This window comes from Rouxiella aceris (assembly GCF_012933545.1).
Classification (GTDB): domain Bacteria; phylum Pseudomonadota; class Gammaproteobacteria; order Enterobacterales; family Enterobacteriaceae; genus Rouxiella; species Rouxiella aceris.
On sequence record NZ_JAADJU010000007.1, the window covers coordinates 1 to 13,319 of the forward strand.

10 protein-coding genes are annotated in these 13,319 nt (G+C 48.5%); 7 read left to right on the plus strand and 3 right to left on the minus strand.

Annotated elements, in window-relative coordinates:
- A partial coding sequence (locus tag GW590_RS24205) for a hypothetical protein (RefSeq protein ID WP_211186777.1) occupies positions 1–204 on the plus strand: 204 nt, incomplete at its 5' end.
- A gap of 990 nt (positions 205–1,194) precedes the next feature.
- Here GW590_RS24205 and GW590_RS13705 read toward each other — a convergent pair.
- The 3 genes from GW590_RS13705 to GW590_RS13715 form a co-directional block, all read right to left on the minus strand.
- Entirely contained in the window at positions 1,195–2,850 is a 1,656-nt protein-coding gene (locus GW590_RS13705) for a methyl-accepting chemotaxis protein (protein ID WP_169403618.1), read from the minus strand.
- 661 nt (positions 2,851–3,511) lie between these two features.
- Positions 3,512–4,384 (minus strand): 23S rRNA pseudouridine(2604) synthase RluF, encoded by an 873-nt coding sequence (gene rluF / locus GW590_RS13710; RefSeq protein WP_169403619.1) that lies wholly within the window; start codon positions 4,382–4,384, stop codon positions 3,512–3,514.
- Positions 4,385–4,478: 94 nt separating this feature from the next.
- Positions 4,479–5,585 carry an ABC transporter ATP-binding protein gene (locus GW590_RS13715; RefSeq protein WP_169403620.1) on the minus strand — a complete coding sequence of 369 codons (1,107 nt, stop codon included), beginning with the start codon at positions 5,583–5,585 and terminating at the stop codon, positions 4,479–4,481.
- A 365-nt stretch (positions 5,586–5,950) separates the two neighbouring features.
- On the opposite strand from GW590_RS13715, the gene GW590_RS13720 reads away from it, so the two are divergent.
- From GW590_RS13720 to GW590_RS13745, 6 genes are all read left to right on the plus strand, one after another.
- A complete protein-coding gene (locus GW590_RS13720) occupies positions 5,951–7,186 on the plus strand; it encodes an extracellular solute-binding protein (RefSeq protein ID WP_169403621.1) in 1,236 nt (411 codons plus the stop codon).
- Positions 7,187–7,245: 59 nt separating this feature from the next.
- Positions 7,246–8,553, plus strand: a complete 1,308-nt coding sequence (locus GW590_RS13725; RefSeq protein WP_408014938.1) for a carbohydrate ABC transporter permease — start codon at positions 7,246–7,248, stop codon at positions 8,551–8,553.
- Between the two features lie 10 nt (positions 8,554–8,563).
- Positions 8,564–9,415, plus strand: a complete 852-nt coding sequence (locus tag GW590_RS13730) for a sugar ABC transporter permease (RefSeq protein WP_169403622.1) — start codon at positions 8,564–8,566, stop codon at positions 9,413–9,415.
- 4 nt (positions 9,416–9,419) lie between these two features.
- Complete coding sequence (locus tag GW590_RS13735; RefSeq protein WP_169403623.1) at positions 9,420–10,622, plus strand: glycoside hydrolase family 53 protein; 1,203 nt, start codon at positions 9,420–9,422, stop codon at positions 10,620–10,622.
- A gap of 53 nt (positions 10,623–10,675) precedes the next feature.
- Positions 10,676–12,736, plus strand: a complete 2,061-nt coding sequence (locus tag GW590_RS13740) for a beta-galactosidase (protein ID WP_169403624.1) — start codon at positions 10,676–10,678, stop codon at positions 12,734–12,736.
- A 71-nt stretch (positions 12,737–12,807) separates the two neighbouring features.
- Positions 12,808–13,128 (plus strand): PTS transporter subunit EIIB, encoded by a 321-nt coding sequence (locus GW590_RS13745; RefSeq protein WP_169403625.1) that lies wholly within the window; start codon positions 12,808–12,810, stop codon positions 13,126–13,128.
- Positions 13,129–13,319: the final 191 nt, after the last annotated feature.

Consider the following 13,319-nt stretch of genomic DNA (forward strand, 5'->3'; position numbering starts at 1 on the left):
AGAACTCGAACCGAGGGCACGACACTTATCAATTTGGACAAGGCGCAGGATTCCAAAGGAGGCGCGCCTTCGCCTCCTTTGGGCGGTCTGGGCCGCCGCCCAGTGAGCGCAGCGAATGCCCTTGAAGTTGACCTTGACCTAAACCTTAAAAGCAATTTTGCAATTAAAACCGAAACTCTCTCCTCACAGCCAATTACCTTTTAAGCCCCGCCCCAAAAATAAAAAAAAACCCGCCAGCTGGCGGGTTAAATAGCACAAATTATTTATCATCAGGGACAGGATGTTGCTAATACACCCTGAAAATAAGTATAGGTAGCACTTTTAATTCCTTCAATTAAATCGCTTGAATATGTGATCCACGAAAGATTTTAAATTTTATAACGATACTTATCCCAAATTTTATTGTCTGCACGATACTTCAATACTCCCTTGTGATGTAAATAAGCTGAAATTCTTGAAGGGATTTCTAATTTCGCAGATATAAATAAGTAAGAAAACAAAAAAACATGATGGCCATTTAATGTTCAATAAATATAGTCAGAAAATTAGCCTGGTAATAGTGATTTTGTTTACGGTCACTCAGGTTGCTGTGTTTAATCATTTTTTAAGTTTTTGCAGTAATAGCAGTAATTATCATTAGCGAGGACTAATCATTATGAGGGAAGTGGGCGGATATGAGCAGCCACAGGCAAACCCGCAAGTACCGATGTTGCTGGGGACAGGAGTATAGCTGGCAGGAGTCACGGTATTACCAGTACGCTAAATCTTTAACCTTCTCGGTTTCCGGCGATGCAGGCGGGGGCTGACTGGCCGCGTAAAAGTCTCGCAACAGATTGTGGTGTCTCTGTGCTATTGGAAAAGTAACTGCAAAGCGTCAGCGTTAACACTGTTTTAGAAAAATAAGATGTTTTTTAGAAATGCCCTGGTGTAGGCGTATAAAAAGGCGTTGTTAACAAAACATTCTTTTTAAAAAATCTATTACTCGGATATTAGTCACGGTGTTTATTTTTTTAGTCGTTAAAAGTCAGAGCGCAATATAAATACCTTTACACTGTATCTATGTCCAATCCCTGCTTGATTTCTATCAAGTTTAGTTATCAGCTAAATGAAGCAGTGGCAGATTGAAGATATCTGTCACTGCTGCTGCAGGATTATCGAAACATAATCCTGCAATTTAAAGTGCTTTATTGGCGCTTAAAACTTCGACCAGCCACCTTCCTCAATGGCTAATACCTTGGTTTTTGCTCGCGGAGCAGGCCTTTTAAGCGCCAGCACTTCAGAGCGGTTACTTGACTGGCCAATTTTAAATATTGAAACAATCTCGGTCAGCTGACGAGCCTGCTCTTCAAGCGAGGCGGCGGCCGACGCCGATGCCTGTACTAACGCCGAGTTTTGCTGGGTCACACTGTCCATTTGTACGACTGCGGCCCCAATCTGGCTGATGCCTTTGCTTTGTTCAGTCGAGGCTGAGGCGATCTCACTCATAATGTCATTAACATGGGTGACCGAGGTGACAATTTTGCTCATTGCCTCACCGGCATGGGTGACCTGCTCGGAACCTGATTTTATATTGTCAACCGACTCATTAATCAGCACACCAATCTCTTTCGCGGCTTGCGCACTACGCTGTGCCAGGCTGCGCACTTCGCTGGCGACCACGGCAAACCCACGGCCTTGTTCTCCGGCGCGAGCGGCTTCAACGGCAGCGTTCAACGCAAGGATATTGGTTTGAAAGGCAATGCTGTTGATCACGCTAATGATATCGACAATTTTATGCGAACTGCCACTGATTTTAGTCATGGTCGCGATCACGCCACTGACGATATCGCCACCGCTATTGGCTTCTTTCGTCGCCTGACTTGCCAAGGTACTGGCCTGTCCAGCATTATCCGCATTCTGTTTAACCGTGGAACCAAGTTGCTCCATGCTGGCGGCGGTTTCTTCCAGCGCCGAGGCTTGTTCTTCAGTGCGTGAGGAGAGGTCGGTATTACCGATTGAAATCTCGGTGGACCCCTGGTAAATCGCATCTGCACTGGTTCGAATATCCTGCACCGTCTGTGCCCAGTTCCCTTGCATCTTGTTGATGTAAGGAACCAATTGACCGAGACAGTTTCTCCCTTGATCAAGGATATTATTGTCCAGTACGCCTGCTGCCAGGGATTCAAGATGACCTTTCAAAATATTAGAAGGCTTAACCAGGAAATTAACCAGATAACGATCGCCCGCCAGAATGATCACCACACTGACAAACAATGCCCAGATAAGAATATACTGACACCACTGCACCCACAGGCCGATTCTGTCGGTTGCCTGGCCATTCAACGTCGCAATTTTGGCATTGTATTTATCAATAGCGGTGCTGAAATCGCGTCTTAGCTGCAGATATTTATCAGTTTTAATTTGCTGGAAATCACTGAATTTTTTATCTTTTGCTGCATCAAATAATGGCAGCATGGCGCTATTGAACAGGCTGAATGAACTGTTATAGATTTCATCCGTAATGGCAGTATCTAATTTCCCGTGGTCAATGGCTTTAAAGTCCATCAGTCCCTGTTTCAGGCTGGCCAATTCGGCTGCTGTCGCCTGCATTTCGAGATTGTAAACGTCAGTATTGCCTTTATCGGCTCCGGCCACGGCGCGCTCAAGCGCAGTGATTGCGCGGTAATATTGTGCGTTGGCACCATTAATAATGTCGCCATTTCTTTGCTGAACATTACTGACAGCCAGTTCCATTTTTAATTCTTTAAGCGAGTACAGAGCAAAACCTGAAGCCGCTGCCCAGAGAAGTGAGAAAAAGATGAGAATGAGTACTAGTGCTGTTCTTATTTTAATATTGCGCAAAAAATTCATATTCTTGAACCTCGTGTGGCGCATGCCTAAAGATCGCTATATAACAGACCATGACAAAGTGTCCGCCGGTCAGTCAGGAGGCGAGGTATTGTTGTGGATGAGATTTTTCCTCTTCTTTGTTATCGGTTCATAAATCTTTATCTTTAGTTGTTTAAGACAATTCTGGTGGCAAATCTCGGTTATTTTATCGAAGGCAGTTAACTGTATGATTAATTTATAGACTTTTAAAGAAAAGCAAGATCTTAGTTAGTTTGGTAATTAAAAAAATTGGCATTAAGGAGAGTGAAATAACACCTGTTATTATTTCTTGCATAAGAATCACTTGAGAAATGTGATTTACTCCATAAATAAAACGGGTATGCCACTTTAGTGGTGTGCCAGGCTTGCTATTGGCATATGGGCAAGATATTAGAGATTTAAATAATTTGGCAGGAGATATAAGTTTATCAATAGCATAAATTTACCTAACTTAAAAATCACCGGAGACACACCCGGCAATATTTATAATAAATCGGTTATTAGCTAATTTGTGATATTTATGGATAAACCTGCGCAATAATATTATGTAAATAATTGGCAATCGCATCTTACCCCCGATAAAGGGGGTTGGAAGGGCGAAACACAGCCTGTATAGAGGAGGGGCTACGAGGATAAGAGACGCTTAACGCCCCTTTTTCTTACGTCCGGGTTGGGCAAAACGCTTGCGGGAGGCGGCGTTATTATCGGTTTTTTCGGCACTTTTGGGGGGGCTGATACTCACCTTTTTGATTGCTACCGGCTTGGCCTGCGCTTTTTTTGCCGGTTTTTCGTCGGAAGATGAGTTTTCAACCAGTTTGAACAACACCTTTAGTTCCTCGTCGGTCAAATCTCGCCATTCGCCTGGTGGCAGCCCTTTGAGGTTGATGTTCATGATACGGGTACGCTCAAGCTTGGTGACTTCATAGCCAAAGTGTTTGCACATGCGGCGGATCTGACGATTAAGCCCTTGTACCAGGGTAATACGGAAGACAAAGGTGGCGTCTTTCTCTACTTTGCATTTTTTAGTTACCGTGCCCATCATCGGCACACCGGCACGCATGCCAGCAATAAACTCGTCGGTTACCGGCTTATTGACGGTCACCAGGTACTCTTTTTCGTGATCATTGCCGGCGCGCAGGATCTTGTTGACCAAATCGCCGTGATTGGTGAGGAAAATGAGTCCCTGCGAGTCTTTATCCAAACGCCCGACAGGGAACACGCGTCGACTATGGTTAACAAAATCAACGATATTGTCTTGTTCGGTATTTTCCGTGGTACTGATGATGCCAACCGGCTTATTCAGCGCAATTAACACCAGATTTTCTGCGTCACGTGGCTCGATAAGCTGGCCGTTAACTTTTACCACATCTCCGGCAAACACCTGAGCGCCAACGCCCACCCGTTTGCCGTTAATAAAAGCGTTTCCTTGTTCTATGTAACGATCGGCATCGCGACGAGAACAGATACCACTCTCACTGATGTATTTATTGAGACGAATGGAGGAGTTGGTCAGCATGCTACCTTCATAAAAAGCGCACTATACCCTATCCAGGTCATTGACGCACGCCTGCAAGTGTGGTGTGCGTCATGATTCTGCTGTTTAATCTGCTTCAGGGGTGGGGCACGGCGATCTCGGCGCTGATCCGCAGGCCATCGGCATTGAATACCATGCATTGGCTGGCATCAAATCCTGGCTGCAATTTCTGATAGGGCTGGAAATGTGCATCCCCCGGCAACAGCATTTTGAAGCCATCATGGCCATGGCATTGGCCGAATAAATAGGTGCTGTTGCCCAAACGCTCAACTACCTCGCATTGAAACTCCAGACGCAGGGGCGAATCACTCAGCGTCGACAGATGTTCCGGACGAATACCCAGGGTAACTATTTCACCGGGGGCTACCGGCAGGGTTTTTAGCGCCAACGACAGCGTTTGATTGTTGCCAATGCTGACGGTCAGCAACTCTTCTGCCCAACTGACCACGGTAACCGGCAGGAAATTCATTTTCGGTGAACCAATAAAACCTGCGACAAAACGGTTTATCGGGTTGTAATACAGTGCCATCGGGGAACCGACTTGTTCCACCTTGCCATAGTTCATCACCACAATTTTGTCGGCTAGGGTCATGGCTTCAACTTGATCATGGGTGACATACACCATGGTAGTTTTTAGTTCGTGGTGCAATTTGGCGATATGCAAACGCATTTCGACGCGCAACTCGGCATCGAGGTTAGACAGCGGTTCATCAAACATAAATACCCGCGGATCGCGCACGATGGCGCGGCCAATCGCCGTGCGCTGGCGTTGCCCGCCGGAAAGCTCTTTCGGTTTTCTGTCCAGCAAATGGGAAAGCTGCAGGGTTTTGGCCACCATTTCCACCTGATGACGGACCTCGGCTTTCGGCATACCGTTCACTTTCAGTCCGTAGCCCATATTTTCTGCCACGGTCATATGCGGATAGAGCGCATAGGACTGAAACACCATCGCCACACCACGGTGCGCCGGGGCGACATCATTCACCCGTTCTTCATCAATCAGAATATCCCCTTCTGTTACCTCTTCCAGCCCGGCAATCATCCGTAACAAGGTGGATTTACCGCAGCCGGAGGGACCGACAAATACCGCAAACTCACCGTCATTGATCTGCAGATTGATGCTGTTGAGGGTCACGGTTTTACCAAAATGCTTGGTGACGTTATTGAGTCTTATGCTGGCCATTTAGGGTTCCTCGAAAAATTGTCAGTGATTGGCCATATCAGTCGGTGTCTAAACGTGTAATTCAACTTGTATGTAATACGTATAACAACCATAGGGCAAGCCAACGTGGTCAATGAAAAAGCGTGCTATGACTATAACTGCGCATGATTCCTGGCTATATCTCCGCTTTTCATTTCTGCAATCATGATCACATAATAGCGATATTCGCATAGTGTTATCAGCCACCTGGAGGTAACGTATAACAAAACAGGGCGAAGAAGGACTCTTCAGGATATGGCTTTGTGCAGAAGGATCTAGACTCTGGTTTATTTTAAAAAATCCGATGGCGAAACCAACAAATGTAATACCTTCACATGAGGCAGGAAATGAAAACCAATAAAATCACCGCTTTGGTATTGGTCGCACTGGCCGCCGGTCAATATTCTGGTTTTGCGTCAGCTGCGGCCGGTCAGCAGCTGACGATCTGGGAAGACATTAAAAAGTCTGATGGTATCAAACAGGCAATCAGTGATTTCGAAAAGCAAAATGACGTCAAGATCACCGTGCAGGAGATGCCTTTTGCCCAGCAGATAGAGAAACTTCGACTGGATGGACCGGCGGGTATTGGTCCTGATGTGTTAGTGATCCCCAACGATCAACTGGGGGCTGCGGTGGTTCAGGGGTTGCTGGCACCGATGAAGGTGGACCAGGCAAAAATTGACCTGTTTACCCGGCCATCCATCAACGCTTTCACCATGAATAACCAGCTGTATGGCTTGCCAAAAGCCGTTGAAACGCTGGTGCTGATTTATAACAAGGATCTGCTGCCAAAACCGCTGGCTACCTTAACCGACTATTACGACTTCTCCAAAAAAATGCGTGCGGAGAATAAATACGGCCTGCTGGCGAAGTTCGATCAGATTTATTACAGCTGGGGTGTGATGGCCGCAATGGGCAGTTATATCTTCGGCAAAGATGATAAAGGAGCGCTGAACACCCTGGATATTGGTCTGGCGACGCCAGGCAGTATTGCTGCGGTGAATGAGCTGAAGAAATTTTATCACGACGGCCTGTTTCCAGCGGGGATTATCGGCGACAGCGGGTTGAATGCCATTGACTCCCTGTTTACCGAGAAAAAAGTCGCGGCGGTAATCAACGGTCCCTGGGCCTTTAAACCCTATGCTGAAGCAGGCATTAATTATGGTGTCGCGCCGCTGCCTAAACTGGCCAATGGCAAGCCGATGAATTCATTCCTCGGTGTAAAAGGCTACGTGTTGTCAACCTGGAGCAAAGACAAGGTACTGGCGCAGAAATTTATTGAATTCATTAACCAGCCGCAATATGTCAAAACCCGTTACCAGGTCACCAATGAAATTCCCCCGCTGCTGGCGATGATTGACGATCCGCTGATCAAGAATGACGAGAAAGCCAGCGCCGTTGCCGTCCAGGCCAATTTTGCCAACGCCATGCCAGGCGTTCCTGAAATGCAGGAGGTCTGGGGACCAGCCAATGCCGCTCTGGAGCTGAGCATGACCGGAAAGCAACAGCCTGAGGTCGCGCTGAAAGAGGCGGTGAAGCAGATCAAAATGCAAGTCGAAGCGATGAAGGCCAGCAACCAGTAAAACCTGGCTCATCTCAGCTGAACGGGAGGGGTTCCTCCCGTTAACACAAGGAACACTCTGTGATTATCACTCCCAGTGAAAATTTTGTCGCCGACAAGGTGAGCCGTCGCCATGCCATGACTGGGCTATTGCTGGCGCTGATACCCGGCTGCGGCCAGTTCTATCACCGGCAATGGGCCAAGGGCCTGATCTTTCTGCTATTACTTAGCAGTTTTATCGGCATATTTCATGATTTTCTCAGCGAAGGGATGTGGGGGTTATATACCCTCGGTGAAGCCGTCCCACGGGATAACTCGATCTTTCTGTTGGCTGAAGGGATTATCAGCCTGTTGGTTATTGCTTTTGGGCTGGGAATTTACGGCTTATCACTGCATGACGCCTGGGTAAACGGCAAAAAACGCGATGAGGGCAGGGAACTGAACAGCGTGCGCCGTCAGTACCAAATGCTGCTCAGTGAGGGCTTTCCCTATCTGATGATCACCCCGGGTTTTATCCTGCTGGTGTTTGTGGTGATTTTTCCGATCCTGTTTGGTTTTTCCATCGCCTTTACCAACTACAACCTCTATCACACACCGCCGGCCAAGCTGGTTGATTGGGTTGGCCTGAAAAACTTCGTCAATATTTTTACCTTGTCGATCTGGCGCTCAACCTTCCTCGATGTCCTGCAATGGACCGTGGTCTGGACACTACTGGCTACCACGCTGCAATGCACGGTAGGGGTAATGCTGGCCATTCTGGTCAATCAGAAAGATTTACGCTTTAAGGCGATGATCCGTACCATTTTTATTCTGCCATGGGCGGTGCCGGGTTTTGTCACCATTCTGGTGTTTGCCGGGATGTTCAACGACTCCTTTGGGGTGATCAATAACTCGATTTTGGCCTTTTTTGGCATTGCTCCCAAGGCGTGGCTGACCGATCCCTTCTGGACCAAAACGGCGCTGATCCTGATGCAGACCTGGCTGGGTTTTCCGTTTGTCTTTGCCATGACCACCGGCGTGTTGCAGGCCATTCCCGACGATCTCTACGAGGCCGCCACCATGGACGGTGCCAGTAGTCTGACCAAGCTGCGCACTATTACGTTGCCGCTGGTGCTTTACTCCATTGCGCCGATCATCATTACCCAATACACCTTCAACTTTAATAACTTCAACATTATCTATCTATTTAACAACGGCGGACCTGCGGTGGCCGGGTCAAATGCGGGAGGCACCGATATTCTGGTGTCATGGATTTATAAACTGACGATGTCTTCCTCGCAGTACGCTATTGCCGCCACCATCACGATTTTGTTGTCGATTTTTGTGGTGGGTATCGCGCTGTGGCAATTCCGCGCCACGAAGTCATTTAAAAATGATGAGATGGCTTAAGGAGAACCGCATGGCAACCTCAAAAAGTATCAAGCAAGAGAAATGGGTGCGGTTATCGCTCTCCTGGCTGGTGATCCTTACTGTTTCGGCAATCATTATCTATCCGCTGGTGTGGACCATAGGCGCGTCACTCAATGCCGGCAATAGTTTGCTCAGTAGCTCGATTATTCCCGAAAATCTGTCATTTCAGCACTACGCAGATTTGTTCAATGGTCAGGTCAATTATCTGACCTGGTACTGGAATTCGATGAAAATCAGCTTTATGACCATGGTCCTGACACTGATCAGCGTCAGTTTTACCGCCTATGCCTTTTCCCGCTTCCGTTTTCGCGGGCGGCAGAATGGCCTGATGTTGTTTCTGTTATTGCAGATGATCCCGCAGTTCTCCGCGCTGATTGCCATTTTTGTGCTCTCGCAGTTGTTGGGACTGATTAACAGCCATCTGGCCCTGGTGCTGATTTACGTCGGCGGAATGATCCCGATGAATACCTATCTGATGAAAGGCTATCTCGATGCTATCCCCAAGGATCTGGATGAGTCGGCGCGGATGGATGGGGCCAGTAACTTTCGTATCTTTATCGAGATCATTATGCCGCTTTCCAAGCCGATCCTGGCGGTGGTCGCGCTGTTCTCTTTCACCGGGCCGTTGGGGGATTTTATTCTCTCCAGCACGATTTTACGCACCCCGGACCAGTACACCCTGCCGATCGGCTTGTACAACCTGGTCTCGCAGAAAATGGGCGCCAGTTACACCCTCTATGCGGCGGGCGCGGTGTTGATTGCCGTCCCGGTAGCGATTTTATATCTGGCCTTGCAGAAGTATTTTGTCTCCGGCCTGACCTCTGGCAGCACGAAAGGATAATGTGATGAAAACGTTTCAACCCGCATTTTTGAGCCTGAGTCTGGCGCTGGCTATCAGTTGTTCCACCGCCATGGCCGCCTCGGTGATTATCAAACCGTTGGTGAATCAGCCCGCCGACTTTATTAAGGGCGTCGATATCTCCACACTGACCGACGTTGAAAAACACGGTGGCGTATTTTATGACGAGCACAATGTCAGGCAGGATCCGCTGGTTATCCTCAAACACGACGGGGTCAACTATGTGCGTCTGCGCCTGTGGGTCGATCCCAAAGACAGCGCCGGCAATCCTTATGGCGCCGGTAATAACGATCTCGCCACCACTCTGGCCCTGGCCAAACGCGTCAAAGCTCAGGGGATGAAGCTGTTACTCGACTTTCATTACAGTGATTTTTGGACCGACCCCGGTAAACAGGTTAAGCCAAAAGCCTGGGCCAAGCTAAACAATGAGCAACTGAAAAAAGCCATTCACGACTATACCCGTGACACCATTGCCACCTTTAAACAGCAGGGCGTATTGCCGGATATGGTGCAAATTGGTAATGAAATAAATAGCGGTATTTTGTGGCCGGAAGGCAAAAGCTGGGGACAGGGCGGCGGTGAATTCGATCGTCTGGCGGGATTGCTGAACGCGGCGATTGCCGGTCTACGAGAAAATCTCGACTCGCCGTCGCAGGTCAAAATTATGCTGCACCTGGCCAAAGGCACCAAGAATGATACCTCTCGCTGGTGGTTCGATGAAATTACCCGGCGTAATGTGCCGTTCGATATTATTGGCCTGTCGATGTACACCTATTGGGATGGTCCAATCTCGGCGCTACAAAGCAATATGGATGACATCAGCCAACGTTATAATAAAGATGTCATTGTGGTAGAAGCTGCTTACGGTTATTCCCTGGAAAATTGCGACGATCTGGAAAATAGCTTTACGGCAAAAGAAGCCAAAGAGGGCGGGTATCCCGGCAGCGTACAAGGGCAGGCTGACTATCTTCACGATATTATGCAAAGTGTTATTAATGTGCCAAATAAACGCGGCAAAGGATTATTTTATTGGGAACCTACCTGGATTGCAGTAACCGGAGCAGGTTGGGCGACACCTGCGGGCATGAAATATATCGGGGAATCTGGTAAGCAGGGTAATGCCCGCGAAAATCAGGCGCTATTTGACTGCAAGGGTAAAGCGCTGCCTTCGCTCAAAATGTTTAATTAACCCATGCCATACGTCATATATGATTTCTGTTGTTAATCTTTAAGGAATTAGTAATGAATAAATTTCCTCCTTTAAGTGCAAAGGTTCATGGCCTGCTGCATGGAGCGGATTATAATCCCGAACAGTGGATAAATATTCCGGGGGTGATTGAACAAGATATTCCGCTGATGAAACAGGCCCACTGCAATGTTATGTCGGTGGGTATTTTCAGTTGGGCAATGCTGGAGCCGGAAGAGGGAAACTATCAATTTCAGTGGCTGGATGAGGTGCTTGATAACCTGTATGCGCAGGGTATCCACGTTTTTCTGGCGACCCCCAGCGGGGCACGACCAGCGTGGATGTCACAACGCTATCCTGAAGTGCTGCGCGTCGGCCGTGACCGGGTGAAAGCACTGCACGGAGGACGGCATAACCATTGCCTCTCTTCGCCGCTTTACCGTAGGAAAGTGCAGGCTATTAATCAGCAACTGGCGCAGCGTTACAGCCATCATCCGGCAGTCATTGGCTGGCATATTTCCAATGAATACAGCGGAGATTGCCATTGCGAGCTGTGCCAGCAACAGTTTCGCCACTGGCTACAGCAGCGTTATCAGACGCTGGATCAGCTTAATGCTGCCTGGTGGAGTACGTTCTGGAGCCACACCTACAGCGACTGGTCGCAGATCGAGTCCCCGGCACCGCAAGGGGAAGTCTCCATTCATGGCTTAAATCTCGACTGGCGGCGTTTTTGTACCGCCCAGGCCACGGATTTTTGTGCACAGGAAATCGCACCACTCAAGGCTGTCAATCCGCAGTTGCCGGCTACCACCAACTTTATGGAATACTTCTACGACTACGATTATTGGCAGATGGCGCAGGTGATTGATTTTATCTCCTGGGACAGCTACCCGATGTGGCATAACGCCAAGGATGAAACCGAACTGGCCTGCTACACTGCCATGTACCATGATCTGATGCGTACCCTCAAGCAGGGCAAACCCTTTGTGCTGATGGAATCCAGCCCGAGCGTCACTAACTGGCAGCCGACCAGTAAACTGAAAAAACCGGGAATGCATATTTTGTCCTCGCTGCAGGCAGTGGCTCATGGGGCTGATGCGGTGCAATACTTCCAGTGGCGCAAAAGCCGTGGCTCGGTAGAAAAATTCCACGGCGCGGTGATCGATCACTCCGGGCGTCTTGATACCCGCGTGGGTAAAGAGGTTAGCGAACTGGGGCGTATGCTGGCGGCCATGGCACCGCTGGCCGGTAGCCGGGTCGAGGCGCAGGTAGCCATTATTTTCGACTGGGAAAACCGCTGGGCGATGGACGATGCACAAGGGCCAAGAAATAGCGGTCTGTATTACGAAAAAACCGTGGCTGAACACTATCGTCCGTTCTGGGAACAGGGGATCGCGGTCGATATTATCAATGCCAACTGCGATCTTAGCCGCTATAAACTAGTGATTGCGCCCATGCTGTATATGGTGCGTCAGGGCTTTGCCGAAAAAGCCGAGGCGTTTGTCAGCCAGGGCGGTCAATTTGTTGCCACTTACTGGAGCGGCATTGTTAATGAAAGTGACCTTTGTCATCTTGGCGGATTTCCCGGGCCGCTGCGGCCGCTGCTGGGTATCTGGGCTGAAGAGATTGACTGTCTGACTGACAATGAAACTAACACCGTGCGCGGATTGCCCGGTAATGCTCTGGGATTACAGGGGGCTTATCAGGCTCACCACCTTTGCGAGCTGGTTAATCTGGAGGGGGCTACGGCGCTGGCAGTGTATGGCGATGATTTCTATGCCGGACATCCAGCGGTCACGGTCAATGCCTTCGGTCAGGGTAAAGCCTGGTATATCGCTTCACGTAATAATATCGCCTTCCAGCGAGACTTTTTCCTGCGTATTGCGGCGGATCTTGCCTTGCCGCGGGCGATAGCGACCGATTTCCCACCGGGAGTTACCGCGCAACGGCGCAGCGATGGCGAAAGCGAGTTTATCGTTGTGCAGAACTACAGTGAAAAAGCGAAAACCCTGCATCTACCTGTGGCTTATCAGGATATGGTCGCCGGGGAACCGCTTGGTGGTGACCTTAGGCTGCCCCCCTGGGGTTGCCGGGTACTCTCCCGCCGGTTGGTCTGATTTATCCCACCAATACCTGTTCAATTGAACGGGTATTTTTTTCTCATTGTTAAACCTGTAAGGAATGGCTTATGGTCAGTCTAAAATCTTTTATTCACTATTTTACCCAGCCAGCAAAACCGGAAAAAGATAATAATGTCGATAGTCAATATTTAGCCAATCTGCTGACCTGTTTTGGCGGTCGGGATAATATTGTTCATATGGATGCCTGCATTACCCGTCTGCGGGTGACGGTAAAGGATCTCGCCCGTATTGATTCAGAAGGCTTACAGAAAGCTGGCGCGCTGGGGGTGATTATTATTGGTCAGGAGGTACATGCTATATTTGGCAAACAGTCAGATAATTTGCGTGAACTGCTGGCTGCTCGTTTTTCGGTAAATAAAGACCAATAAAAAAATGGATAACCACCGAGAGGTGGTTATCCATTGACGACAATAGCCGGAGAGCATTATTAATCTTGATGAGGGATTAATAACCTACGTCAATAAAATTTACTAGCGACACAGATTAATCATAAATAGGGTAATGAGCTTTTAGAAAGTATATCTGTTTAAGTAAATAAGAAACCTTTAAGCGTAAATAT